24 protein-coding genes and 1 pseudogene are annotated in these 26,043 nt (G+C 72.8%); 18 read left to right on the forward strand and 7 right to left on the reverse strand.

Annotated features, from left to right (window positions below; genetic code table 11):
• Positions 1–38 precede the first annotated feature (38 nt).
• The 6 genes from ACH414_RS21355 to ACH414_RS21380 all read right to left on the reverse strand — a co-directional run bounded on the left by ACH414_RS21355 (position 39) and on the right by ACH414_RS21380 (position 7,489).
• On the reverse strand, positions 39–2,267 hold the full coding sequence (locus ACH414_RS21355; protein ID WP_398942909.1) for a dipeptide ABC transporter ATP-binding protein: 2,229 nt from the start codon (positions 2,265–2,267) through the stop codon (positions 39–41).
• Positions 2,264–3,127 carry an ABC transporter permease gene (locus ACH414_RS21360; RefSeq protein WP_382536481.1) on the reverse strand — a complete coding sequence of 288 codons (864 nt, stop codon included), beginning with the start codon at positions 3,125–3,127 and terminating at the stop codon, positions 2,264–2,266. The genes ACH414_RS21355 and ACH414_RS21360 overlap by 4 nt, the downstream gene beginning before the upstream one ends.
• A 2-nt stretch (positions 3,128–3,129) precedes the next feature.
• Complete coding sequence (locus tag ACH414_RS21365) at positions 3,130–4,113, reverse strand: ABC transporter permease (RefSeq protein WP_382536478.1); 984 nt, start codon at positions 4,111–4,113, stop codon at positions 3,130–3,132.
• A gap of 166 nt (positions 4,114–4,279) precedes the next feature.
• A complete protein-coding gene (locus tag ACH414_RS21370) occupies positions 4,280–5,326 on the reverse strand; it encodes a TolB family protein (RefSeq protein WP_382536475.1) in 1,047 nt (348 codons plus the stop codon).
• A complete protein-coding gene (locus ACH414_RS21375) occupies positions 5,323–6,609 on the reverse strand; it encodes an MFS transporter (protein ID WP_398942912.1) in 1,287 nt (428 codons plus the stop codon). The genes ACH414_RS21370 and ACH414_RS21375 overlap by 4 nt, the downstream gene beginning before the upstream one ends.
• 1 nt (position 6,610) lies before the next feature.
• Positions 6,611–7,489: an alkaline phosphatase family protein gene (locus tag ACH414_RS21380; RefSeq protein WP_382536470.1), complete on the reverse strand. Its 879-nt coding sequence runs from the start codon at positions 7,487–7,489 to the stop codon at positions 6,611–6,613.
• Positions 7,490–7,945: 456 nt separating this feature from the next.
• Between ACH414_RS21380 and ACH414_RS21385 the strand changes: the two genes are divergently transcribed.
• From ACH414_RS21385 to ACH414_RS21400, 4 genes and pseudogenes are all read left to right on the forward strand, one after another.
• Positions 7,946–9,361 carry a family 2B encapsulin nanocompartment shell protein gene (locus tag ACH414_RS21385; protein ID WP_382536467.1) on the forward strand — a complete coding sequence of 472 codons (1,416 nt, stop codon included), beginning with the start codon at positions 7,946–7,948 and terminating at the stop codon, positions 9,359–9,361.
• A gap of 52 nt (positions 9,362–9,413) precedes the next feature.
• Positions 9,414–10,661, forward strand: a pseudogene (locus tag ACH414_RS21390) (family 2 encapsulin nanocompartment cargo protein terpene cyclase); the annotation flags it as partial.
• A 4-nt stretch (positions 10,662–10,665) separates the two neighbouring features.
• Positions 10,666–11,568, forward strand: coding sequence for a geranyl diphosphate 2-C-methyltransferase (locus tag ACH414_RS21395; RefSeq protein ID WP_382536464.1), 903 nt, complete (start codon positions 10,666–10,668; stop codon positions 11,566–11,568).
• A 165-nt stretch (positions 11,569–11,733) separates the two neighbouring features.
• Positions 11,734–13,002 (forward strand): serine hydrolase domain-containing protein, encoded by a 1,269-nt coding sequence (locus ACH414_RS21400; protein ID WP_386561355.1) that lies wholly within the window; start codon positions 11,734–11,736, stop codon positions 13,000–13,002.
• 70 nt (positions 13,003–13,072) lie between these two features.
• Here the strand turns inward: ACH414_RS21400 and ACH414_RS21405 are convergent, their stop codons facing one another.
• On the reverse strand, positions 13,073–13,618 hold the full coding sequence (locus ACH414_RS21405) for a carboxymuconolactone decarboxylase family protein (protein WP_398942915.1): 546 nt from the start codon (positions 13,616–13,618) through the stop codon (positions 13,073–13,075).
• A 112-nt stretch (positions 13,619–13,730) separates the two neighbouring features.
• Between ACH414_RS21405 and ACH414_RS21410 the strand changes: the two genes are divergently transcribed.
• The 14 genes from ACH414_RS21410 (at position 13,731) to ACH414_RS21475 (ending at position 26,034) form a co-directional block, all read left to right on the forward strand.
• Entirely contained in the window at positions 13,731–14,423 is a 693-nt protein-coding gene (locus ACH414_RS21410; protein ID WP_382537368.1) for an HAD family hydrolase, read from the forward strand.
• 319 nt (positions 14,424–14,742) lie between these two features.
• On the forward strand, positions 14,743–15,549 hold the full coding sequence (locus tag ACH414_RS21415; RefSeq protein WP_398942917.1) for a hypothetical protein: 807 nt from the start codon (positions 14,743–14,745) through the stop codon (positions 15,547–15,549).
• A gap of 80 nt (positions 15,550–15,629) precedes the next feature.
• Positions 15,630–16,760 carry a hypothetical protein gene (locus ACH414_RS21420; protein ID WP_382536453.1) on the forward strand — a complete coding sequence of 377 codons (1,131 nt, stop codon included), beginning with the start codon at positions 15,630–15,632 and terminating at the stop codon, positions 16,758–16,760.
• Positions 16,761–16,772: 12 nt separating this feature from the next.
• Complete coding sequence (locus tag ACH414_RS21425) at positions 16,773–17,165, forward strand: hypothetical protein (RefSeq protein WP_382536450.1); 393 nt, start codon at positions 16,773–16,775, stop codon at positions 17,163–17,165.
• Positions 17,166–17,167: 2 nt separating this feature from the next.
• Positions 17,168–17,428 (forward strand): hypothetical protein, encoded by a 261-nt coding sequence (locus tag ACH414_RS21430; RefSeq protein ID WP_382536447.1) that lies wholly within the window; start codon positions 17,168–17,170, stop codon positions 17,426–17,428.
• Between the two features lie 3 nt (positions 17,429–17,431).
• On the forward strand, positions 17,432–17,932 hold the full coding sequence (locus tag ACH414_RS21435; protein WP_382536444.1) for a hypothetical protein: 501 nt from the start codon (positions 17,432–17,434) through the stop codon (positions 17,930–17,932).
• A gap of 195 nt (positions 17,933–18,127) precedes the next feature.
• Positions 18,128–18,478 (forward strand): hypothetical protein, encoded by a 351-nt coding sequence (locus ACH414_RS21440; protein WP_382536441.1) that lies wholly within the window; start codon positions 18,128–18,130, stop codon positions 18,476–18,478.
• A complete protein-coding gene (locus ACH414_RS21445) occupies positions 18,475–20,169 on the forward strand; it encodes a hypothetical protein (protein ID WP_382536439.1) in 1,695 nt (564 codons plus the stop codon). The genes ACH414_RS21440 and ACH414_RS21445 overlap by 4 nt, the downstream gene beginning before the upstream one ends.
• Positions 20,169–20,513, forward strand: a complete 345-nt coding sequence (locus tag ACH414_RS21450; RefSeq protein ID WP_382536436.1) for a hypothetical protein — start codon at positions 20,169–20,171, stop codon at positions 20,511–20,513. Before ACH414_RS21445 ends, ACH414_RS21450 begins: the two co-directional genes overlap by 1 nt.
• Positions 20,514–20,526: 13 nt before the next feature.
• Positions 20,527–20,925, forward strand: a complete 399-nt coding sequence (locus tag ACH414_RS21455; protein WP_382536433.1) for a hypothetical protein — start codon at positions 20,527–20,529, stop codon at positions 20,923–20,925.
• Between the two features lie 3 nt (positions 20,926–20,928).
• On the forward strand, positions 20,929–22,239 hold the full coding sequence (locus ACH414_RS21460) for a baseplate J/gp47 family protein (RefSeq protein WP_382536430.1): 1,311 nt from the start codon (positions 20,929–20,931) through the stop codon (positions 22,237–22,239).
• Positions 22,236–24,431, forward strand: a complete 2,196-nt coding sequence (locus ACH414_RS21465; RefSeq protein WP_391767943.1) for a hypothetical protein — start codon at positions 22,236–22,238, stop codon at positions 24,429–24,431. Before ACH414_RS21460 ends, ACH414_RS21465 begins: the two co-directional genes overlap by 4 nt.
• Complete coding sequence (locus ACH414_RS21470) at positions 24,428–25,045, forward strand: hypothetical protein (protein WP_398942921.1); 618 nt, start codon at positions 24,428–24,430, stop codon at positions 25,043–25,045. The genes ACH414_RS21465 and ACH414_RS21470 overlap by 4 nt, the downstream gene beginning before the upstream one ends.
• A gap of 11 nt (positions 25,046–25,056) precedes the next feature.
• On the forward strand, positions 25,057–26,034 hold the full coding sequence (locus ACH414_RS21475; RefSeq protein WP_398942923.1) for a hypothetical protein: 978 nt from the start codon (positions 25,057–25,059) through the stop codon (positions 26,032–26,034).
• Positions 26,035–26,043: the final 9 nt, after the last annotated feature.

Here is a 26,043-nt window from a genome sequence, read left to right on the forward strand (position 1 = left end):
GCCCCAGGGGTGCGGAGCCGGCCGGATGGGGCCCGGACTCAGCGGGCGTGGCAGGCGTGGCGGTGGCCGGCGCCGGGAGTGGCCGGGTCCAGGGAGGGCCGCCGGGTACGGCAGCGTTCCCGGGTTCCCTCGTCGAGCAGCCGGTACAGGGGGCAGCGGTCGACGAAGACACAGCCCTGGGGGAGGTCCGCGGCGCTGGGCTGCTCGCCCGCGAGCACGATCCGCTCGCGGGAGCGCTCGCGCGCCGGGTCGGGCACCGGGATCGCCGAGAGAAGGGCCTCGGTGTACGGGTGCCGCGGGTTCGCGAAGAGCTCCTCGGTGCTGCCCGTCTCGACGATGTGCCCGAGGTACATGACCGCGATCCGGTCGGCGAAGTGCCGCATCACGGCCAGGTCGTGCGCCACGACCAGGTACGCCAGGCCGAGCTCGCGCTTGAGCCGGGCGAGCAGGTTGACGACGCCCGCCTGCACGGACACGTCCAGGGCCGAGACCGGCTCGTCCAGCACCACGATCCGCGGCCGGGTCGCCAGGGCGCGGGCGATGCCGACGCGCTGGCGCTGCCCGCCGGAGAGGGCCGCGGGGAAGCGGTCGGCCACCGAGGCGTCGAGGCCGACCATGGCCAGGAGTTCGGCCACCCGGGCCCGGATCGCCGCCCGGTCGGCACCGATCGCCTGCAGCGGTTCGGCGAGCAGCCGGGAGACCGGAAGCCGGGGGTCGAGGGAGCCCATGGGGTCCTGCATGACGATCTGCACCGCCCCGCGCAGCTCCCGCAGGCGTGCGGCGGAGCCCGGGTCCGCGACGTCCGTGCCGGCCACCTCGATCCGGCCGCCCTCCGGCGCTCTGAGCCGCAGGATCTCCAGGAGCGTGGTGGTCTTGCCGCTGCCGGACTCGCCCACCAGCCCCAGGGTCTCGCCGGCCCGCAGCTCGAACCCGACGTCGCTGACCGCGTGCAGCGTGCCGATGCGGCGCTTGAGGAAGGCGCCCTTGGTGACGGGGAAGGTCTTCGTGAGACCGGACACCCGCAACACGACCTCGCCCGGGACGGCGGCACCTTCGGCGCGAGCGCCACCGCCCGCGCCTTCCGCACCGCCCGCGCCTTCCGCGTCTGCCGTGCTTTCCGCGCCTTCCGCGCCGGCGGCACTTTCGGCACGGGCGGCACTGCCCGCGCCTTCCGCACCGCCCGCGCCCTCCACTGCGCTCGTGCCCTCCGGAGCCGGGAAGAGCGTCTCCGGCCGCAACCGGCCGTCGGCGATCTCGTCGGCGCGCAGGCACGCCACCTGCCCGTGCCCGGCGACGGACACCGGCTCCGGCTCCTCCGTACGGCAGCGGTCGAGCGCGGCGGGGCAGCGGTCCGCGAAGGGGCAGCCCTTCCCGAGCCCCACCAGCGACGGCGGCTCGCCCGCGATCGGGACCAGCGGGCGGTCCCTCGGGGAGTCGGGGTGCGGCACCGCGCCCAGCAGACCGATCGTGTACGGCATGGTGGGACGCCGGAACAGTTCCTCGGCGCCGGTCCGTTCCACGATCCGCCCCGCGTACATCACGGCGACGTCGTCCGCGTACCCCGCGACCACCCCGAGGTCGTGGGTGATCAGCACGACCCCCGCGCCGGTCTCGGTCTGCGCCGTCCGCAGCACGTCCAGGATCTGCGCCTGGACGGTCACGTCGAGGGCGGTGGTGGGCTCGTCGGCCACGATGACCGAGGGCGCGTTCGCCATGGCCAGGGCGATGACCACGCGCTGGCGCATCCCGCCGGAGAACTCGTGGGGGAAGGACCGCGCGCTGCGCCGGGGATCGGGGATGCCGACCAGGTCGAGCAGCTCGACCGCGCGGTTCCACGCGGCCTGCTTCGTCAGGTCCTGGTGCACGCGCAGCGCGTCGGAGAGCAGCCGGCCGACCGAGAAGATCGGGGTCAGCGCCGACAGCGGATCCTGGAAGACCATGCCGATGTCGTTGCCGCGCACCCGGGAGAGCCGGGCGTCGTCCATGCCGACCAGGTCACGGCCGCCGAGCAGCACCTGGCCCGACACCCGCGCGGTCGGCGGCAGCAGCCCCATGACGCCCATCGCGGTCGCCGACTTGCCCGAGCCGGACTCGCCGACGATGCCCAGCGTCCGGCCGGGCAGCACGTCGAAGTCGACCCCGCGCACCGCCTCGACCGGGCCCGCCTCGGACGGGAAGGAGATCCGCAGGTCCCGGACCGACAGGACCGGGGCGAGACCGGTGCCGGACGAGGGCGCCCCCGGCGCCGGCAGCAGGACGGACGTCATCGTGAGCCTCCCGAGGCCGCCGATACCGAAGTGGGGTCGAGGGCGTCGCGCAGCCCGTCGCCGACGAGCGTCATCGACACCGTGAGCAGCACGAGGAGGCCGGCGGGGAACGCGAACAGCCAGGGCGCGCTGGTGATGGTGCCGGAGCCGTCGGCGAGCATGGTGCCCAGCGACACGTCCGGCGTCTGGACCCCGAAGCCGAGGAACGACAGGGCCGTCTCGCTGAGGACGGTGGCCACGACTCCGAGGGTCAGGTTGACCACCAGCAGCGATCCCAGGTTGGGGATGATGTGCCGCACCACGATCCGCCACGGCCGCACCCCCATGAACTCCGCGGCCAGCACGTAGTCGCGTTCGCGCAGCGACGTGGACAGGGCCCAGACGACGCGGGCGGTCGTCATCCAGCCGAAGACGGTGAGCACCAGGATCAGCACCCGCCAGTCGCCGGCGAGCCGGTGCGAGACGAGGGCGAGGATCAGGAAAGACGGGACCACCAGCAGGAAGTGGATGACCGCCAGGGTCAGCTTCTCCACCCGGCCGCCGAGGTACGCGGCTCCCGCGCCGATCAGCGCGGCCAGCGCGATCGTCAGCGCGGAGACGCTGACCGCGATGACCAGCGAGCGCTGCAGTCCGTGCACGGCCTCGGCGTACACGTCGTTGCCGCCCTGGTTGGTGCCGAAGTAGTGGTCGCCGCCCGGCGGCTGGGTGAGGGCGGTGAAGTCCGCGTCGGTGTACGCGTACGGCGTGAGGAGACCGCCGGACAGGCTGAACAGCACGAGGAGCACGAAGAGCGCCACGCCGAGCAGGGCCCCGCGGTTGCGGGCGAACCGGCGCAGATGGAGGAGGCGGGTGTGCGTCATGGTCAGCTCACCCGCACCCGGGGGTCGAGGAGGACGACGGCGATGTCGGCGAGGATCGCGCCGATCGCGGTCATGGCCGCGCCGAACGCCGCCACCGCGACGGTGCCGTGCACGTCGTTCTTGGCGATGGTCTGGATGAAGTACTGGCCCATGCCGTTCCAGCCGAAGACGGTCTCGGTGATGACCGCGCCCGTGAAGATCGCCGGGATGCCGAAGGCCACGGAGGTGGCGGTCGGGATCAGCGAGGCGCGCAGCGCGTGGCGGCGGATCGCCTGGGCGCGGGTCAGCCCGGTGGCCCGCGCGGTCCGCACGTAGTCCGAGTCGATCGCGTCGAGCAGCAGCGTGCGCTGGGTGAGGTGGTAGCCCACGTACCCCAGCAGGGTCAGGCTCAGCGTCGGCAGGATGAGGTGCTGCACCCGGTCGGCCAGCGTGGGCAGCAGGCCCTCGACGGTCGGCGACTTCTCGCCCGCCACGTACAGGAAGCGCAGCCCCAGGCTCTGGTTGAGCCAGATCCCGACGAGGACCACGCCCAGCGCGGCCACGGCGGTGGGCACGTTGAACAGGAACACCGACACCAGCTGGGTGATCCTGTCCCACCAGCCGTACTGCCGGGACGCCGTCGACACGCTCAGCGCGACCCCGGCGAGCACCGAGAGCAGCGTGGCCGCCGTGACGAGCTGACCGCTGACGAGGACCCGGAAGCCGATCTCGCCGTTGACCGAGGCCCCGACCGGCGACCTGCCCCAGTCGAAGCGCAGCACCACGTCACCGAGCCAGTGCCACCACCGCTCCACCAGCGGCACCCGCGGGTCCAGGTTGTACGGCGCGAGCGCCTGGTCGATCTCCGCCTCGGTGCGGACCGGGCGGGTGCCCCGGTAGTTGGACCTCGGGTCGAGGAACCAGGCGGCGAGGAGATAGGTGACGTTGGTGGCGACCACGATCATGGCCAGCCAGCCGGCCGTCTTGCGGATCACATGGCGGAGCATGAAGCGGCTTTCTGAGGGGTCCCTCCGAATCGGAGGAGAAGGGGGCCTGACGTCGAGTCATTCTGCGGTCGTGATCCAGAGCGCAGGAAGAGTTCGCAGGTCCGTGACATGCGATTGCAAGGTGCACGTCACAAAGGCCCGGCCGCCGGCGGACAGCCGGCGGCCCTCAGTTCCGGGTCGGGGCGGGGCCGGCCAGGAAGGCCGGGGCGAGGCCCGCCGTCAGCAGGCGCTTCGGAGCGCCCGTGCCGTCGGCGGGCACGGTGTAGAGGTCGGCGCCGTAGTCGCCCGGCAGGGAGTAGGCGACCGTGTGCGCGTCCCGCCACACGGCCTGGTCGTCGACGCTGCGCGGCTCGGCGAGCGGGGTCTCGCGCAGGGTGGCCAGATCCAGGGCGTAGAGGCGCCAGGGGGCGTCGGCGGGTGCGCCGGGGACCCGCTTCTTGTAGACGACCCGGGTCTCGTCGGGGGAGAGCGAGGGGCACTCGACGTTCTCGTGGAGGGTGGTGACGGTACGCGTGCCGAGGTCGCCCCGCACCAGGTACGTCCTGCCGCCGGTCGCCATGGTCGCGTAGAAGTGCCGGTCGTCGCGGGAGAAGGTGACGCCCCAGAAGTTGGTGTCGGCGGCGTGGTGCTCGCGACCGTCCTTCACCGCCCTGTACTCCTCCAGGGACGCGGTCAGCCGCTGGGTGCGGGTGTCGAGGACGGCGGTGCGGGTGGAGAAGTCGGTGCCCGCGTAGGAGTCGCCGCCGACGAACACCGTCCACGCCACGTAGCGCCCGGAGGGCGAGACCCTGGCCCGGGTGGGGACGCCGGGCAGCGGGTAGTGCGCCCGCTCCCCGAGGTCCGCGTCCAGGACCACGGCCCGGTAGGTGTCCTCGACCGCGCCGCGCTCGGCCTGCAGGCAGATCCCGGTGCCGGCCGCCGCGAAGAAGCGCAGGCACTTCACGCCGGACGCCGTGCGCGGGCCCGCGGGCGCCGCGGCCGGCACGGTGGCCAGCTCGTCGCGGTGCGGGCCCCAGGCCATGTTGCGGAAGACGATCCGGTCGGCGCTGCCGGGGGAGAGGGAGACCTGCCCGGACGCGACCGGCGGGCCGCCGGCCTGGGCGCGGTCCTTCTCGTCGGCCCGGTCCGAGGCGTGCAGCAGCGAGGCGGTGGCGATGCCGCCGAGCACGGCCAGCGCCGTCAGCAGGACGAGCAGTTTGGTGCGCAGGGTCATGCGGGCCTTTCCTTCGGGGCGGTGTCCCGGGCGGTCGGGGGGAGGAGCGCGAAGGCCGCCGCCGCGCACACGGCGAGCGCGGCCGTCGCGCTGCCCAGGGCGCTGCGGTCGCCCCACGCGGTCCACGCCGCGCCGAACCCGAGCGAGCAGCAGAAGCGGGCGAGTGCCTGGCCCGACTGGATCAACGCGAGTCCCGAGGAGCGCAGTTCGGGCGGTACGGAGCCGGAGGCGGCCGCCATCAGGACGCCGTCGGTCGCCGCGTAGAAGGCGCCGTGCAGCGCGAGGACCAGATAGGGGAGCGCGGTGCCCCGCCAGCCGCTGAGCAGGGCGACGTACACCAGGAGCAGGGCGGCGTGGCCGCCGAGGAACACCCGGCGGCTGCCGACCCGGTCGGCGAGCCGTCCCAGCGGCACGGCGAGCAGCAGGAAGGCGGCGGCGGTGCCGAGCGGCAGCAGCGCGAACCAGCGGTCCGAGACGCCGAGACGCCGCTGGATCAGGAGGTAGACGAAGGAGTCGCTGACCGTGGCGAGCCCCAACAGCAGCGCGCAGAGGGCGAGTCGGCGCACCTCGGAGACGCGGAGCAGGGCGATGGCCGCCTTCAGGGAGGCGCGCGGGGCCCCGGTGGGCTTGTCGGTGCCCGGCCGCCGGCTCGACGGGACGAACAGGAGCAGCACCAGGACGCCGACGGCGGCGACGCAGAAGCTGACGGTGAACACGGCGTCGTAGCCGTCCACCGCCTGACGGAGAATCAGGAAGGCGAGCAGCGGCCCGATCAGGGCTCCCGCGGTGTCCATCGCCCGGTGTACGCCGAAGGCCCGCCCGCGGGACTCCGCCGGCGAGGCCAGCGAGATCAGCGCGTCGCGCGGTGCGGTCCGCAGGCCCTTGCCGGTGCGGTCGGCGGCCAGCACGGCGCCGATCAGCGGAAGCGAACCGGCCACCAGGAGCAGGGGTTTGCACAGCGCCGACAGGCCGTAGCCGAGCACGGCCACCGTCTTGTGCCGGCCGCCGCGGTCGGCGAGGTGCCCGCCGACGAGCCGGACGAGCGCGCTGAAGCCGTTGTAGACGCCGTCCAGGAGGCCGAAGCCGAGCGGCGAGAGGCCGAGTCCGGCGACCAGGTAGAGCGGCAGCACGGCCGTGACCATCTCCGAGGACACGTCCGTGATCAGGCTGACCGTGCCGAGCGCGAACACGGTCGGGGCGACGGCGGGCCGCCGCCCGGAGCGGGTGCTCCGGGCGGCGGGCGCGGGTGTCGCGGGGGTGCTTCGGCTGTCCGCTACGTACACGTCACGGAGTCCAGATGCCCGTGATCGGGGTCGCGCCGGCGGCCTGTCCGGCGTGCGAGGTGCCGTACATGTCCTCGATGGTGCGGAGCAGGTTGTAGTGGTTGTACGTCGTCGAGGACGTCGAACCCGGGGTGACCTGCTGCCCGTAGAACACGGTCGGGATCTTGTTCCCGGCGAGGCGGTTGTCCTCGTCGAAGGTCACGACGAGCAGGCTGTTGTGGGTCTTGGCCCAGGTCGCGTAGGCGCCGAGGTTGTTCTTCAGCCAGGTGTCGCCGGTGCCGACCGAGCAGTCGTGCATGTCGCTGCACAGGTTCGGGACCACGAACGACACCTGCGGCAGCTGGGTGTAGTCGGTCGGGAACTGCGCGAACGTGTAGGCCGACGAGGTCGGCACGTTGCTGAAGCCGAACCAGGGGTTGTGCTTGCGGGCGTACTTCCCGCTGCTGCACGTGGTCGAACCCTGGCTGGGCAGCGTCTCGTTGTAGCTGGCCCAGCTCTTGCCCGCGGCGATCAGCTCGGAGGCCAGGTTGGGCGCGGAGGAGAAGCCGGGGGTGTAGCAGCTGTCGTCCGTGATGCCCTGGGTGGAGCCCGAGAAGAGCGCGAAGTAGTTCGGCTGGCTCGGGTGGGTCTCCGCGTACGACTGGGTCAGGTTGGCGCCGCCGGCCTTCAGCGAGTTGATGTACGGGGCGCTGGAGCTGCCGATCACCTGGCTGTAGGCGTGGTTCTCGAAGACCACGACCACCACGTGGTCCGGGGTGGGCACGGTCGCCGCGGCCTGGGCCGCGGAGCCGCCGAACCCGGCCCACAGGCCGATCGAGGCGGCCGCGAGGCCGAGGGCGGAAAGAAGGGCGGTGCGGCGTTTTCTGGGCGCGCCGGACACGGCTACCTCCGGTTGAGGGGAAGGACTTGGGGCGGTGCAACCGCAGGTTAGGTGTGTCCATGCCAACGCGGAAGGCATCCCATGTGAAGAGCCGGGAAACGTCTCGTGCCCTGTGCACGTTCACCCGGCCGACGCGGGCGAACGATCCCTGTTGGCCGGATCCGGCTCACCCCTGCGCGCAAGCGTCCAGGCAGCTCGGCACGCCCGTCGGGGAGTGCTGGTCACGCCCTCGGCCGGATGGCCTGAACCTCGCCGTCGGCCCGGATAAACACCGGCCGCCACAAGATCACCGCTTTGAGGTAATGCCCGCCGTACGGCGCCACGAGCCGGTCCGAACGGCGGCTACTGTTCCCCCGGATCTGGGGCGAATCCCAGAGTTTCGACCGCTATATACACCTTACGACGATCCAGGCACCCTTGTGCTGTTCGCCGTCTTCGCTAAGGAGAACCCGCTCGATGACCGTTGAGACCGGCCCGGAAGCAGGACTCGAACCCTCCCGGCCGCAGGCCAGCCTGAGCACCGCGGCTGCCCGAAACCTCGCCACCACGACCAAGTCCGCCCCGCAGATGCAGGAGATCACCTCCCGCTGGCTGCTGCGGATGCTCCCCTGGGTGGAGACCAAGGGTGGCGCCTACCGGGTGAACCGCAGGCTGAGCTACACCGTCGGCGACGGCCGCATCGAGTTCGTCCAGGACGGCGCCGACGTCCGGGTGATCCCGCAGGAGCTCGGCGAACTCGCCCTGCTGCGGGGCTTCGAGGACGTCGAGGTGCTCACCGCGCTCGCCGACCGCTGCGTCCAGCGCGAGTTCCGCTCCGGCGAGGTGCTGGTCGAGCGCGGCACGCCCGCCGAGCAGATCCATCTGATCGCCCACGGCCGCATCGGCCAGACCTCCGCCGGCAAGTACGGCGACGAGATCGCGGTCGCCGTCCTCGCCGACGGCGAGCAGTTCGGCGAGAACGCCCTCCTGGACGCCGACGCCAGGTGGGACTACACCGCCACCGCCGAGACCGCGGGCACCCTGCTCACCCTCTCCCGCGCCGACTTCGCCTCCGTGCTCGCCTCGGCGCCGTCCCTCCAGGCCCACATCCGGGACTTCAGCTCCCTGCCGCTGCAGCGCCAGAACAAGCACGGCGAGGCCGAGATCGCGATGTCGGCCGGCCACGTCGGCGAGTACGAGCTGCCCGGTGCCTTCGTCGACTACGAGCTCAACCCGCGCGAGTACGAACTCTCCGTCGCCCAGACGGTGCTGAAGGTCCACACGAGGGTCGCCGACCTCTACAACGGCCCGATGAACCAGACCGAGGAACAGCTCAGGCTCACCATCGAGGCGCTGCGCGAGCGCCAGGAGTACGAGCTGGTCAACAACCGCGAGTTCGGCCTGCTGCACAACGCCGCCTTCAAGCAGCGCATCCAGACCCACTCCGGCCCGCCGACCCCCGACGACATGGACGAGCTGCTCAGCCGCCGCCGCGGCACCAAGCTCTTCCTCGCCCACCCGCGCACCATCGCGGCGATCGGGCGCGAGCTGAACGCCCGCGGGCTCTACCCGGACCACGTCGACCTCGGCGGACAGTCGGTCCCGGCCTGGCGCGGGGTGCCGATCCTGCCCTGCAACAAGATCCCGATCAGCAAGGAGAACACCAGCTCGATCCTCGCCATGCGCACCGGCGAGGACAACCAGGGCGTCATCGGCCTGCGCCAGACCGGCCTGCCCGAGGAGTACGAGCCGGGCCTGTCGGTGCGGTTCATGGGCATCAACGAGCAGGCGATCATGTCGTACCTCGTGACGACCTACTACTCCGCCGCCGTCCTGGTGCCCGACGCGCTCGGCGTGCTGGAGAACGTGCAGATCGCCCGCCGCCGCGACTGAACCGCGCGACGGGACCGCGCGACCGCGGGGCGCGCCCCGCGGAACCGCCCGAAGTCCGCGACACGGCCCGGACCTTCCCGGGCCGGGCGAGCACGCCCGGGAGCCGGGGAACGACCACTCACCCCTCAAGGAGTCACGGATGCCCGACCCCGGGCCTTCCCCCCTCACCCCCGTCTCGCCACCCGCTCCGCCCTCGGCCATCGAGCGGATCCTGCGCGGGCCCAGCGGCCTCGGCACGAGCACCCTGTCCCTGGCGCGACGCCCGGAGCCGCCGGCACCGCCCGCGGCACCGGCCACGCCCGAGCCGGCACCGCCCGCGGACGCGCTGCACATCCCGGGCCTCTACTACCACCCGGTGGCGGAGCCCGACCCCGCCCGGGTGGCGGAGCTCAGCCGCAGGATCAAGGACTGGGCGGTCGACGAGGTCCATCTGTTCCCCGACGACTGGGAAGGCGAGTTCGACGGCTTCTCCGTCGGGCGCTACATGGTCGCCTGCCACCCGGACGCCCCCACCATCGACCACCTGATGATCGCCACGCGGCTCATGGTCGCCGAGAACGCCGTCGACGACATGTACTGCGAGGACCACGGGGGTTCGCCGATCGGCCTCGGCGGGCGGCTGCTGCTCGCGCACACCGCGCTCGATCCCCTGCACACCACCCCGGAGTACCAGCCGCAGTGGGCCGAGTCGCTCGCCGCGGACGCCCCGCGGCGGGCGTACCGCTCCGCCATGGAGTACTTCGTCCAGCAGTCCACCCCCTCCCAGGCCGACCGGTTCCGGCACGACATGGCCCGGCTGCACCTGGGATACCTCGCGGAGGGCGCCTGGTCCGAGACGGACCACACGCCCGAGGTGTGGGAGTACCTGGTGATGCGGCAGTTCAACAACTTCCGGCCCTGCCCCACCATCACCGACACCGTCGGCGGCTACGAACTGCCGGCGGACCTGCACGCCCAGCCGGCCATGCAGAGGGTGCTCGCGCTCGCCGGGAACGCCAGCACCATCGTCAACGACCTCTACTCCTACACCAAGGAGCTGGCCAGTCCCGGCAAGCACCTCAACCTGCCCGTGGTGATCGCCGAGCGCGAGGGCCTCTCGGAGAAGGACGCCTACCTCAAGGCGATCGGGGTCCACAACGACCTGATGCACGCCTTCGAGGCCCAGAGCGCCGAACTGGCCGCCGCCTGCCCCGTACCGAGCCTGCTGCGCTTCCTGCGCGGGGTGGCCGTGTGGGTCGACGGCAACCACTACTGGCACCAGACCAATACCTATCGCTACAGCCTGCCCGACTTCTGGTAAGAGAATGGATTCATCCGTGACCAGCACCGAGTTCACCACCCTCGAAGGCACCTCCACCGCCGCGTTCGTGCCGGCACCGGCGTCGCCGTACCAGGGTGACATCGCCCGATACTGGGACCAGGAAGCCCGCCCCGTGAACCTCAAGCTGGGCGACGTCGACGGGCTCTACCACCACCACTACGGCATCGGCGAGATCGACCACGCGGCCCTCGGGGACGTCGAGGACGCCGGATACGAGACGCGGCTGATCGCCGAGCTGCACCGGCTGGAGTCCGCGCAGGCCGAGGTCCTGCTCGACCACCTGGGCCCCATCGCCCGCGAGGACACCCTCGTCGACGCCGGCTGCGGCCGCGGTGGTTCCAGCGTCATGGCGCACCAGCGCTTCGGCTGCCGGGTCGAGGGCGTCACCCTCTCCTCCGCGCAGGCCGAGTTCGGCAACCGCCGCGCCAAGGAACTGGGCATCGAGAGCCACGTCCACGCCCAGGTGTGCAACATGCTCGACACCCCCTTCGAGAAGGGCAGCATCGCCGCCTCCTGGAACAACGAGTCGAGCATGTACGTCGACCTGGACGACCTCTTCGCCGAGCACTCCCGCTTCCTCAAGGTCGGCGGCCGGTACGTCACCATCACCGGCTGCTGGAACCCGCGGTACGGGCAGCCCTCGAAGTGGGTCTCCCAGATCAACGCCCACTTCGAGTGCAACATCCACTCCCGCCGCGAGTACCTGAAGGCCATGGCCGACAACCGCCTGGTCCCCCAGGCGGTCATCGACCTGACCCCGGACACCCTGCCCTACTGGGAGCTGCGCGCCACGTCGTCCCTCGTCACCGGCATCGAGGAGGCCTTCATCAACTCGTACAAGGACGGCTCCTTCCAGTACGTGCTGATCGCGGCCGACCGCGTCTGACGCACGGGACGGCCCCGGGGCCCGCCGTCACCCGACGGGCCCCGATCGGTTCCGCGTGTCCGGAACCGATCGCCCGCTCCGGCACTCATCATCCCTGGTAGCCGCGGTCGCCCCGCGCCCGCGGCACCGTGCCGACCGAGCCGAGCGAGAACCCGAGGAACCACCGTGCCCCTGCCGCCCCACCGCCGCCTGACGCTGACCGCCACCCTGATCGCCGCCGCCCTGGCGGGAGCCGTCGCCCCGGCCGCCCACGCCGCACCCGCGGCGGCGACCACGTCGGCACCCGCGCCCGACATGGACGGCGTGACCGCCGCCCTGAAGTCCGCGATGGCCAACGGCGCACCCGGCGCGATGGCCCGCTACACCGGCCCCGAGGGCGTCCGCGCCCGGACCGAGGGCGTCCGCGACCGGGTCTCGGGCGCGCCCATGGACATCCACGCGCGCTTCCGCATCGGCAGCGTCAGCAAGACCTTCTCGACGGTGGTCCTCCTGCAGCTGGCGGAGGAGGGCCGCCTCGACCTGGACACCCCGGTCGACGCCTACCTGCCCGGGCTGCTCCCCGACACCCGCATCACGGTCCGCCACCTGCTCACCCACCGCAGCGGACTCGCCGACTACACCGACGCGATGTTCAACCAGACCGTGCCGGGCTTCGAGGCCGTGCGCAACCGGGTCTTCAGCTACCAGGAGCTGGTCGACCTCTCCCTCGCCGAACCCCGCACCACCGAGCCCGGCGCCGCGTACGCGTACTCGAACACCAACTTCGTGGTGGTCGGCATGCTCATCGAGAAGCTCACCGGCCGGCCGGTGGCGGACGCGTACGAGCGCCGGATCTTCAAGCCGCTGGGCCTGCGCGGGACCTCCTACGTCCACCCGGCCACCGCCATCAAGGGCCTGCACGTCAACGGCTACCTGCACCCCGACGAAGAGGGCGGGCCGCTCGTCGACTCGACCGAGCAGACGGTCTCCTGGGCCCAGTCCGCCGGGGCGATCATCTCCACCCCGGCCGACCTGAACACCTTCACCAGCGCCCTCCTGCGGGGTCGCCTGCTCTCCGCGCCGATGCTGGACGCGATGACGACGGTGACCCCGACGGACACCACGAACACCCGCTTCTACGGGCTGGGCCTGCGCCGCTACGACCTGAGCTGCGGCACCCGGGTGTACGGGCACACCGGCACGGTGCAGGGCTTCTACACGTACGCCTTCTCCACCCGCGACGGCCGCCGCAGCCTCTCGGCCATGGCCAACACCTCCAACCACGGGGCGGCGAACACGGCCCTCATGGGCACCCTGGAGGCGGCGTTCTGCGGGAAGAAGCCGACCACGGCCAAGTCCGCCGCGCCGTCGGCCCGGACGGCGTCCGGCGCCGGGGGCGTCGTGTCGGGGGCCACGGCGTACGCGGCCGAGCGGGATCTCGCCGAGCGGTTCTGAGGCACGCGGAGGACCGCCCCGGATCGTTCCGGGGCGGTCCTTGGCGTCGTTCCCGCCGGGCCGGCGCGGTCTAGGCGCCCGACTCCTCCGGCTGGATCCCCGCCAGCAGGTTGAACGCGCCCGTCAGCAGGTTGAGCGTGACCACCCCGACGACCTCGGCGATGATCCGGTCGCTCCATCCGTGCGCCCTCAGCTCCGCCACGTCCGCGTCGGCGAGGGCGCTCGGCTCGGCGAGGACGCGGAGGGCGACCGTGATCAGCGCCGCCTCGCGGGCGTCCGTGGAGGTGCCCTGGCGGGCCAGCTCGATATCGCTCTCGCTCAGCCCCGCGGCGCGGGCGGCCGCGGCGTGGGCTTCCTTGCAGGTGCCGCAGCCGATCCACTCCTGGATCGCGAGGGAGAGCTTCTCGCTCAGCGCACGGGGGATCCTCACCCGCTTCATGGCCCGGGACAGGCTCAGATAGCCCTCGATCAGGGCGGGCGAGTGCGCCATCGTCGACACCATCTCGCCGGCCGAGCCGTGCCGCTCGACGATGTCGGTCAGCAGCTCGCGCGCCCTTCCCGTGGCCTGCTCGGGTCCGAGCGCCGTCAGCCGTCGCGTCTTGCCTTCCGCGCGCACCTTGCCTCCTTCTCGGTACACCCCCTCGGCATACCCGTGGGGGGTATAACGTCGCGAGGGTTCCGGTGGTTCCCCGGCGGGCGTCTACGATCGGGGGGTGATCAAAGGCGTCATGTTCGACTTCTCCGGCACCCTGCTGCGTGTCGAGTCCATCGCGCACTGGCTGGACGCCGTCCTCTCCGAGGCGCAGGTGTCCCTCACCGGCGACGAGTTCGCCCACACCGTGGAGCGGCTCACCCGCTACGGGGCGCTGCCCGGCGGGCCGTCCCCGCAGGAGGTGCCGCGGCGGCTGCGCGAGCTGTACGGCGAGCGCGACCTGGACGCCGAGCGGCACCGCGCGGCGTACTCCGGGTTGATCCGGGCGGCCGGGGTCACCGAACCCGAGCTGGTCCGCGCCCTCTACGACCGGCACATGAACCCCGCGGCCTGGCAGCCGTATCCGGACGCCGCGCGCACCCTCGGCGAGCTGAGCCGGGGCGGGGTGCTGGTCGCCGTCGTCAGCAACATCGGCTGGGACCTGCGACCGGTGTTCCGGGCGCACGGCCTCGACGAGTGGGTCGACCTCTACGCGCTCTCCTTCGAGGTCGGCGCCCAGAAGCCGGACCCGGCCATCTTCCGCTTCGCCTGCGAGGGGCTCGGGCTCGCCCCCGCCGAGACGCTCATGGTCGGCGACGACCGCGCCGCGGACGGCGGCGCGCTCGCGCTCGGCGCCCGGGTGCACTTCGTCGACCACGTGCCCGTCGATCAGCGCCCCGACGGCCTGCGCCCGGTCTTCGGGCTGCTGGGTGACATCGGGCGCGGGTGAGGGGATGGGGACGGCGGTTGACGCCGTTCCGATCTGACTGATCGTCAATCATGCCTGTGTAAGCGCGAGTCGACGGATCGGTGATCTTGAGTGCGCCCCCGGCGCGCGATTCCGGCGGGGCGCGTGCGCTCGCCCGAAGGGGCGGGGGAGGGCGCCGGAAACACCGAGCGAAGATCAATCGTCCGATCGGTGGCTCTTCTCCTCCGCACGGAGTAGAAGCCCTTGTCCGGCGGCCCGTCGGCATGCGTCCCTATGTCCTGCCGCACGCCGGAGCCGCACGTCCGCTCCGCGGTCCGCCGCGGCGCGAAAGGACGCGTGCATGGGTGTCATCCAGGACCGGGCCATGGCCCGGCTCGCCGATCCGGTCTTACTCGGCGCACTGCTCGAACCCCGGGCCCGGTCCCTCGTCGAGCGCACCCACGAGCTGGAGTACGAGCGGATCGACTCGGTGTCCGCGCTGCGGGTCCGCAAGGTCGCTCCCCAGTGGCCGCTCTTCCCGCTCGACTCCCGCCGCGGCAACTGGAGCCAGGTCGTCCCCGGCATCACCCGGTCCGACTTCTGCTGGGAGGGCGAGAGCACCGAGCCGGTGTGGATCGACGTCCTCGCCGAGCTGGAGGTCGACCTCGTCGTCGAGAGCGACCCCGGCGGCCTGGACTCCCTCGTCGTCAAGGCCGTCGACGAGTACGCCACCCTGGACGAGTTCCGCGCCCAGTTCCGCTTTCTGGACCTGGACGCCTTCATGCGCAGCCACGGCCTCGTCACCGTGGAGGACCTGCGCGACTCGGGCGAGTACCTGCGCACCGAGGTGAGGTTGCGCAGGCCGCCCGTCTTCGACCCGTCCCATCCCGCCAACCGGCGGACCGTCGCCGTGGACGCCGCCGTGGTCGTCGGCACCTTCGACGACGTCGCCGGGGCGGTACGGGCGGCCCGCCTGGTGGCCGCCGCGGCGAGCGCCCGTCCACCGGCGCCCGGGCCCTTCGGGGTGCGGGTCGCGCCGTACGCGCTCGCCGCCGCCTTCCCCGTTCCCGTGCCGCCGCAGCCGCCGGCAGCCGGGGCGGGGCTCGGCCGGGCGCAGATCGAGAGCCTCCTGGAAGGCGCCGGCATCACGGCGCTCTTCCTCGACTGAACCGATCTGCCCCGGCCGGGTCCAGGACCGGCCGTCGAGGCCGCCCAAGCCAGTCCCCACGCCGGAAGGAAGCACGTCCCATGCCCGACAGCCCCGTCCGCTACGTCCGCGTCAAGACCGAGGGCGTTCCCTTCTCGCCCGCCACCCGCGCCTACGGCAACGTCGCCATCATCGGCATCGCGAACCCGCCGGCCACCAACCCGCCGCAGGACTTCCTCCAGCCCAACGTCCCCCGGCTGTTCACCGACGTCAACGAGGCCCGCAGGCTCGCCGCCGGCCCGCTCGGCGAGGCCGTGGCGACCGCCCTCGTGCAGGAGCCGGGCCCCAGCGAGGTGTGGGCCGTACGACAGGCCCAGCCCAACGCCTGGGACGACGCGCTCGGCAAGGTGGCCACCCTCAACGTCCAGCTGGTCGTCGTCGCCGACACCGAACTGGCCCTCACCACGCCGACGGGCGGCCAGCCCACCCCCAGCCCCGCCATCGTGAAGCTCGCCGAACACGTCTCCGCCCCCGCGGCCGACGGCATGGAACGCATGGGCGTCGCCATGCTGGCCAAGGGCGCGGCCGACCCCGCCGTGGTGACCGGCACCCTCGTCACGGATCGCATGGTCTACGTGGCGCACAAGAGCGACGAGGACGTCGCCGCGGCCGTCGCCGGCACCATCGCGGGCTACGAACCGCACGTCTCCCTGCTCCTGAAGAAGGTCAAGGTCACCTCCGAGGCGTTCTCCGCCTCGGACCTCGTCAAACTGAACGGCACCGAGCCCGGGCCCGGACCCGAGGGCAAGGGCGTCAACTGGCTGGTCGACCCGCCGCTCATCCCGGGCAGCGGCGTCTATCTCGGCGAGGGGTACACCGGCGACCGAGCCGGCAAGAGGTACATCGACGTCGTCCGCACCATCGACGACATCACCTTCCGGCTCAAGGCCCGGCTCATCGGCACCATCGGCAACCTCCGGATCAGCCGCTCCGGACTGCGCGGGCTCGTCGCCGAGCTGGAGACCGTCCTCGAACCCCTGCGCAGGTCCGAGGTCATCGAGGAGTACGAGATCGTCGTCCCCATCCTCGCCCTCCTCGACAAGCCGCAGCGCACCCCCACCGAGGACCGCCTCGTCCAGGACGCCCAGACGGACCGCGCCGCCGAGGCCATGGTGCGGGTCGACTACGCGGGGGCGATCCACCGCATCAACATCACGCTCAAGTTCGACTAAGGAGCCGTCCCCATGTCCGACTGGAACACCCGGCTCGAAGTGCAACTCGCCGGCCGGACGATCTCGCCGATCACCAACTTCTCCCCCTCGTTCAACGTCCCGCACACGGTGATCCACAGTCTGGAGGCGGACGGCGTCGGCTATGTGCGCCAGCCCTTCACCTTCACCTTCACGCTCACCATCCCGGCCATCGCGTCGGCGGTCGCCGACCTCACCGAACTCGCCGTCAAGGGAGGCGAGTTCGCCATCGCCGTCGCGGAGAAGAAGGGGAACGACTGGGCCTTCTCCTCGCTGAAGTTCAGCCGCTGCGTGGTCAGTGCCGCCCAGCCCAGCAACATCACCGTCGACGGCGTCCCGCAGGCCACCTTCACCTGCATGGCCCTCAACATCGGCGTGGAGGACTGACCATGGCCCCCGACGAGCCCGCGGCGACCGGCGGCGACCGGGTCGAGCGCACCGGCATCGCCCTCGTCCACGAGGGCGAGTACATCCTGCCCGCCCCCGGCAGCGAGGCCGTGGTGTCCCACCGCGGCGACGCCGGCCAGGTCGTCCACTACCACTTCCCCGTGGAGGTGGAGGTGGTCGGCACCCTCCAGGAGCACCACGTCCGCCGGATCGCCGCGCACGTCTTCGACGAGCTCGACCGCGAACTCGGCAGCCGGGGCTAGCCGGTGGCGGAGAAGGTGCTCGTCGGCACGGTCCCCCTGCTGTACGTCCAGAGCATCACGATGACCGAGGGGTACCGGGTCGAGCGGATCCTGGGCAGCAGGTTCTCCCAGGCCACCCAGCCGTCCACGAAGACCCTCGCCATCGAGGCGGTGCTGCTCGGCCCGGAGCGGTTCGCGACGAAGAAGGCCCTGGAAGTGCTCGCGCTCACCTCGCGGGCGCTGCTCTCCGCCGCGGGCCCGACCCTCGCCGCCACCGGCATCCCCGTCGTGTGCGGGCTCACGCTCAGCCTCGACATGCAGATCACCGACCTGCGCTTCGCTCAGAGCGTGCAGAAACGGGAGGCGTTCGACCTGTCGATGACCCTCCAGCACGTGCCCCGCTCCAGCCTGAGCGCCCTGGTCGGGGAGGCCGCCGACCTGGCGCTCGCGGCCGGGAGCGCCGCCGTCCCCTCCGTACCCGTCCCCGGAGCCGTACCGCGCTCGCCCGGCCCGCCGCTGTTCTGACCCCGGCCCCCTACGCGCCGGACGCGGTTCCCGCGAGGCCCGCCACCGACCCGCACGCCGGACACCGATCCGTACGCCGGACACCGGCCCGTACGCCCGCCACCGACCCGCACGCCCGACCCGTTCCGCTCACCCGCCCCCGTTCCGCTCACCCCACACCGGACACCGGTTCCGCCCGTCCCGAGAGGAGGCCCGATGCAGGCGAGTCTGCCCGTCGACGCCGACGAAGGCTTTCCGCAGTCCTTCCGGCTGCGCTTCGGCGAGCGCGTCTACCGCATCGAGCTGTACGTCAACGCCACCGAGGACGCGGTGGCCGAAGGCGGCGTCCTCGACCTGCTCGGCGGCGGCCCGTTCCTCGTGGTCGCCGTGGCCCGCGAGGAGCCCGGCGGGCTCGTCCCGCTGCTGCGCCGCAAGGCCGTCCGCGACCTGCCCTGCCCGGCGGGCGAGCTCCGGCTCGTCTTCCGGGAGGCCCTCGTGGACGTACGCAACCTCAACGGCACCGGCAGCTACGGCTCCAGGGTCCTCGCGGGGGTGTCCGCCCGATGAGCTTCGCCATCCGCTACGGCCTCACCCTCGCCGAGGAGGAATCCGCCGACGGGCCCGCGGGCCCCCTCGACGCCCCCGGCACCGGCGTCGCCCTCGCCGGTCTCACGGATCTCACCTCACTGCCCCTGAACGTCTCCAACGACGTCTTCGGCGGCTCGCTCGTCCTCGACGCCGACATCACCGTCACCATGGTCGAGGGCGCCGTCGCGAGCACCTTCGAGGTGGTCCTGGTCAACCTGCCCGCCCAGACCGTCACCACGCTCCGCGACGCCCTCGCCCGCCGGCCGCTCGCCGCCACGCTGCGACTCGGCTACTTCGACGAGCCCGACGTCGGCCGACGCCCCGTCATGGCGGGGCGCGTCGTCAAGCTCGCCTCCTGGGTCGCCGAGGACGGCCTCAGCCGGGTCCGGCTCACCGGCCAGGACTCCGGCGGCCACGCCCTGCGCACGACCCCCGCCGGCGTCCACCGCGCCGAGTCCACCGAGGCGCTCCAGTTCGCCCGGAAGGTCGTCGAAGCGGCCGGGCTCGTCCTCGCCGAGGACTCCAGCCTCACGACGGAGCTCAAGGACCACACCGTACGCAACCCCAACGCGCTCGCCGCCCTGGCCGAGCTCGCCCGAACCGCCCGCGCCCCCGTCGTCATCCGCGACCGGCGCGTGCTCGTCGGTGCCGCCGTCGGCGCCGACGACCCCGCCCCCGTCGCCTTCGACCCGGAGGTCAACCTCGTCTCGTACGGCGACGCACAGGGCGAGGAGACCCTCGTCACCGCACCCGGCGAGGAGCGCCCGCCGGTCCGGACCTCGGTCAACCTGGTCGTCCTCGGCCACCCCGACCTGCGGGTCGGCCAGGTCGCCGCCTTCCGCCGCTTCCCCGACGCCCCCGCCGGGCCGCTCCGCGTCAACCGGCTGGTCCACCGCTTCGGCGTCCGCACCGGCTATGTGTGCGAGATGCAGCTCGTCGCGGCCGCCGCCGGGGAGTTCGTCGAGGCCGTCGACGGGGTCCGCGCCGTCGGCGACCGCATGGAAGCCGGCGCCGAGCGCGCCCTGCTCGCCCGCCCCTCCGTCGACGTCGGCGAGGTCAGCTCCTACCGGGGCGAGGGACACCAGGTGTCCCTCCGCTACGGGCAGTCCCCGCCACCCTCCATGAGCATGCCCAGCGTCAACGGCGCGGTCGGCGACGACGTCCTGCTCGACAAGCCCGTCGCCGCGCCCTTCGCGTTCGGCCCGTGCGGCCTGATGACCCCCGTCTACCCCGGCATGCGGGCCCTGCTCGCCCACAACCGCAACCTCGTCAACGACGCCGCCGTCGTCGGCTACCTCTGGCCGCGCACCCCCGGCGCCCAGGCCCCCGCGCCCGAACCCGGCGACTACTGGCTCGCCCTGCCCACCGGCACCGGCTCCGACGGGCAGCCCACGGGACCCGGCGTCAACGACCTCACCGACGCCAAGGGCGGCCGGGTCATCCAGGCCCGCGGGCTGCACGTCCTCGTCGGGGGGCCGAAGCTGCCGCGGGTCGGCACCCGGCCCACCCCGCCCGACGACGACTCGATCACCATCGAGCACCACACCGGCACCACCATCGAGATCGACCCCGCCGGCGCCGTCACCGTCCGCACGAAGGGAAGCGGGATCACCCTGACCAACGGGACCGTGAGCCTGTCCCTCGACGGCGCCTCCGTGCAGGTGACGTGATGCCCGAAGTCCTCACCACCGCCTCCGTCCTCCGCTGCGCCCACGGAGCCACCCTCCTCGTCACGGCCTCGCAGAACGCGCTCACCGTCGACGGCGCTCCCGCCCTGCTCGTCACCGACCTGGCCGCCGCGACCGTCCCCGGCTGCCCCAACCTCGACGCGAGCAAGGGCCAGGCGCCCTGCGCACGGGTCACCGCCGTCACCGCCGGAGCCAGCCGCCTGCTCACGGTGCACGGCACGCCCGTCGCCCTCGCCACCGCCCGGGGCACCACCCAGGCCATCCCCGTCCCACCCGTCGCCTGGCAGGTCGCGGACGCGGGCCAGACCCTGCTCCGTACGGACTGAGGAGCCGCCCACCATGGCAACCGACGCACCCCCGGACCCCCTCGGCCACAGCCTGCTCCTCGACGACGGCGACCTCGTCGTCCGGGGCGCGGGCCTCGCCGAGGTGCACGGACCCGCCAACCTCGTCCAGGCCCTGACGCTGCGCCTGCTCACCCCCTACGGCACCGACCGATGCGACCACCGGTACGGACTCAGCCTCGGACAGGCCTTCACCCACCCCGGCGGCACCCGGGTCCTCAAGGACCTGCTGCGCCTGGAGATCGTCCGCACCCTGGCCGCCGACCCGCGGGTCCACGAGGTCCTCGACGTCACGTTCACCGAGGATCCCGCCGCCCGGCTGCTGACCGCCCGGGTCCACGTCGAGGCCCTCGACGGCCGGACCACCGCCCTGACCGCCGAAGTGGAGGTGTGAACCATGACGTACGGCGTGACCCGCGACGGCTTCGTCCTCAAGGGCCTCGACGTGATCCTCGCCGAGAGCAAGGCCCGCACCAGGGCCGCCCTCGGCGCCGATGTCGACCTCTCGCCGACCAGCCCCCTCGGCAAGATCCTCGAAGTGGTCGCCCAGGAGGACGCCGAACTGTGGAAGCGGATGGAGGGCCTCTACTACGGGCAGTTCACCGCCACCGCCTCCGGCGCCGCGCTCGAACTGCTCGGCGCCGACGCCGGACTCGACCGCCACGCCGGCCGCCGCGCCGGGACCGTCGTGCTCACCCTCACCGGCGGGATCCCCGGTCGCACCTACGTGGTGCCCGAGGCGACCGTCCTGCTCGGCGACGGGGACCCCGCGCGGGCCTTCGCCACCACCGCGCCCGTCGAACTGACCGGCGCCGCCCCCGCCCGTACCGTACGCGTCCTCGCCGTCGACCCCGGGGACGCTCCCGTCGCCGCCGGCACCGTCGACGAGGTGCACCCGGACCACCGCGCCCGGTACCTCGCCGACTGGCCGCCCGCCGCCCTCGTCGTCACCAACCCGGCCCCCTTCGACGAGCTGATCCCCGAGGACGACGACGCCTACCGCGCCCGGATCATCGCCCTCCCGCACGCGCTGTGGACCGAGGACAGCGTCAAACAGGCGGCCCTGGGCGTGCCCGACGTCATCGACGCCCGGGTCTCCGACCCGCTCGGCGGGATCGACGTCTCCCAGGCCTACTTCGGCGGCTTCGACTTCGGCGGGCGCACCTTCAGCGACGAACGCCGCGTCGGCGAGCCCTACTTCGCCGAGGTCGCCGTCGCCCACCGGGGCCTGCGGCCCTGGCGCACCCTGCCCGCCCCCGGCTCCGTCACCGGGGTGTACGAGCTGGTCCTGAAGGCCGTGGACCGGGTCCGGCCCGTCGGGGTGCACCTGAACGTCGTCGAGGCCGACCACATCGACGTCGCCGTCCGCGCCGAGATCGTCCTCGCCGCCGGCTTCGAAGGACCCACCGTCGTCACCCGCATCCGGGAGCGCCTCGCCGCCGACATCGGCCGGCTCCGGCTCGGCGACGACGTGCTCTACGCCCGGGTGATGTGCGCCGTCGCCGAACAGCCCGGCGTCGACGACGTGCGCCGGCTCCATCTGCGGCGCTGCCCGCCCGCCTTCGGCCGCTTCGGCTTCGGCGGCGTGCCCTACCAGCTCGGCACCGTCGAGGCCGCGATCGGCGAATCCCTCGCGATGGGCCCCACCGAGATGGCGATCTTCGCCACCGACGCGGCGCTCAGCAGCATCGAGGTGGTCACCGCATGACCGCCCCGACGCGGACGCCCGCCGCGACGGAGCCGACCCGGCTCGCCGCCGCCGACATGGCCGCGCGCCTCACCGTGCCCTTCGCGCGCGGTGCGGACCGGCTGCGGCTCGTGGTGCGGGGCACGGCCGTCGAACCGTACGACTTCCAGCTGCACACCGCCCGGTTCGGCGTCACGCCCCAGCCGCTCTACATCCTCCAGGCCCGCCGGGACACCCCCGCCACCACCGTCACCCTCGGCGTACGGGGCGGCGCCACGCTCACCGTGCCGCTGCCCGACGGGCTGCCCGCCGGCACCTCCGTCCCGCTGCCCGCGGGCACCGGCATCCTCACGGGCATCCAGTCCCCACTCGCCGGCGGCCAGGAGGACTGGTGGCAGCTGACCGCCCTGCTCGGCACCATGGGGCGGCTGCTGTGGGCCGTCGGCTGGGAACGCGACCACCTGCGCAGGCAGCTCGCCCGGACCGTCGCCCAGCGCTCCGTCGCCCAGGCCCACGGCGCCCACCTCGACCGGCACGGCGCGGGCCTCGGCGTGGTCCGCGCCCCCGCCGAGAGCGACGACGCCTACCGCCGCCGCCTCACCGTCGCGCGCCGCTGGACGCTGCCCACACCGGCCGGGCTCGCCGCCGCGCTCAACGACGCCGTCGGACCGATCGACGGCGTCGCCGACCCGCTGGTCGTCGACGACGGCGGCGCCGAACTGCGCCGCGGGGTGCTGCCGTTGCGGGTCGCCCCCCTCGACCTGCCGCCCGGACAGAGCGTCGACCTGCTCGGCACCATCGGAACCGACCCGCGCAGGCCCCCCGCCGAGGAAGTCTTCCACCCCGGCTTCCTGGTCGCCCTGTCCCCCTTCGCCGCCGATTCCCGCCCCCTCCCGGGCACCCCCGAACCCCTCCTCGTCCAGCCCGTCGTCGCCGCCGCCATCGCCCGGCTCAACCTGTTCGCCTCGAAGTCCGTCGTGCACGCCGGGTACGACCCCGGCGCCCCGGACGCCCGCGCCACCGGCCGTGCCATCCTCCTCAGCCACGACACCATTCCCCCCGCACGGATCGCCGCCCTCGCCCACTGGTCCGGATTCGACCTGGTCACCCACCGTACGGACGGACTCGTCTACGCGGAGTGCGCCCCCGGTGAACTCCTCGGCATGGAAACCGGGGACGGCGCCGTCCCCGTCGACGGGACGATCACCCTCTCCGTCCGGCCCCTCTCGCCGCCCCCCGGCTCCCTCGTCCGCTGGTACCTGCTGCACTGCGGCGCGGGCCGCGGCGAACTCGTCGGACCCGCCGAAGGCACCTCCGTCGTCTTCCGCGGCGAAGCCGCCGGCCGGATCGTCGTCGTCGCCGAACTCCGCCTCGCCGGCCTCACGGCCTCCGCCACCCGCGAGATCGTCGTCCGTCCCGTCACCGTCGCCGACAACACGGCGATCGGTGCCGACGGCACCCTCGACCCTGACCCGCCACCGCCCATGCTCCCCGGCGAAGGCGTCCACCCCGCCTTCCTCGTGCGCCACGACGACCCCGCCCACGCCGACTACGGAAGCGAGGCGGAGACCCACCGGATGCGCCGTGAACTCGCCGAGCACCTCGACGGGCTGATCGCCCTGGTGCCGCCGGCGACCACCGGCAAGCTGGTCGTCCGCAGGGACCTGAGCCCGACGGCGAGTCCACTCGCCAAGGAGGCACGGGAACTGCGCCTCAGCCACCCGGGCCTGCCCCTGGGCACGCTCGGCGCGCTCGCCCACAGGGCCGGCTTCAGCTACGTCCGCGTGGCCCAGGGAGTGGTGACGGCCGCCCAGGAGCACCAGGACCCGGTCAGGGTCACCGCACCCGGCCTCTTCCGCGACGTCCTGCCGATCGGCACCACCGTGCCCCTGACGGTGACCCCTTCGCCCGCCGAGGTCGGCGCGGCCGGAGTGCTCGGCTGGTCCACCGGGGACGGCGCCGCCGCCCTGTTGACCACCGCCCCCGGTGCGATGTCCGTACGCGGCGAACACGGCGGCCCCGCCTGGGTGCAGGCCTCCTACCGGATGGGCGACGGAACCGGCGCCTACCAGTTCACCGTACGGCTCCGTCCCGAACTCACGGGCCACACCCTGCCGCCCGCCACCCGCTCCCTGATCGTCAACCTCCTCGACGGCCTGCGCCCGCTGGGCGTCGAGGTCGTCACCCGTCTCCTGCCCGGAGGGAATCCGTGACCGACATCGTCTTCAGCCCCACCTTCAAACACGTGGCGTGGGTGGACAACCGCGACCGCGTGGCGGCGAGCGGGCAGAACGGCTTCAACGTGCGCTTCGACGCGATCCAGAGGGACCTGGAGAACCTGTCGAAGGTGGTGGGGCAGATCGACACGGGGCTGAAGGCGGTGGGGCAACGGCCGGTGGTGAAGCGGCTGCTGTCGCTGCTGCCGGCGTTCACGCCCATGCGGAACAGGACGCCGTGGTCGCTCGACTCGAGCGGCGTGGCGCTCCGGGAGAGCGCCACCGAGACGAACCTCGGCGGGTTCCTGCCCGTCGCACCACCCGACGGCGTCCAGCTGCTCACCCTTCGGGCCATCGGCACCAACGCCGGCAACGGGAGCCTGAACGTCAACCTGTTCCGCAGCTCGCTCACCGTCGCCGGGGCGCCCGAGCAGATCGCCCAAGTGCAGTGCTCCGGAGGCCCCTTCGGCGATCCCCAGCCGGTCCAGCCCGACAAGTCCCGGGTCGACATGGCGCGCTTCCACTACTTCGTCCAAGCGGTCCTCGAGGGAGCCACCCCCGGCGGCAGCGTCTTCATCACCAGCGTCCAGCTGTCCTACAACGTCGACTGATCGGAGTACCCATGCCCGGCAACCTCTACATCCCCGTGGAAGACGCGGACGACGGGAGCCAGCGCCCCTATCCCACCAACACGCCCACGCCGCCGTGGGCCGGGGCGAACGTGCGGATCCTCTGCAACGGCAAGGAGGGCACCGAGGCATACGCCCGACACGACAACACCATCGTGGTCCGAGTGAAGAACAAGGGCTCCCAGCCCATGCAGAACGTCACGGCCCAGGCGTGGGTGTTCGATCCCGGCATCGGAATGGGCCGCCCGGGGCAGGCGATCCACCGGTGCGACACCGAGCAGCCGATCCAGGAGATCGCGGCGGGCGGCGTGGCCACCTACTTCATGACGAAGCCCTGGCACCCCGAGACCGGGGACCTCGGCGGGGCGGACCGGAAGCACTTCTGCCTCATGGCCAACGTCTACCAGAAGAACGGCGAGGGCCAGGAGCTGCTGTACACGGACCCGAACGCCGTGCTCGACGTCGACCACAACCAGCATCACGGCCAGTGCAACATCATGCTGCTGCCCGCCGACCAGGCACCACCCGGCGGAGGGGGCACCAACTCCAAGGTGCCCACGACGACGTATCCGCCCCGGGGCGGGAACGCCGAATTCATGATCCGCGCCGAGCACGTCACGACGAAGCCCGGGGAGAGCCAGCTCGCACTCCTCAGGGGCCATCCCGGCGTCGTGCCGGGCGGGGGAACGGTTCCCGGGGGCCTGAGCCTGATGACCTCCAAGGGGCCCGTCCCCATCACCCTCGGCACCGAGACCCCCGGCTTCGACCTCCGGTCCGAACTCATCCCGGGCCTCGACACGCCCTTCCGGTTCGCCGAGGACCGGCCCGACAAGATCCCCACCGACATCGAGGTCCGGCTCCCCGAGGGCGCCCCCCTCGGCAGCCTGCACGTCTTCGACCTCGGTCTGTGGACCGAACGGGGCGACCTGGTCGGCGCGGGGCTGCGCGTCATGATCCTGGTCACCGGGTAGGGCCGCATC

The organism is Streptomyces sp. NPDC020422 (genome assembly GCF_044386705.1).
In the GTDB taxonomy this organism is placed as follows: Bacteria; Actinomycetota; Actinomycetes; order Streptomycetales; family Streptomycetaceae; genus Streptomyces.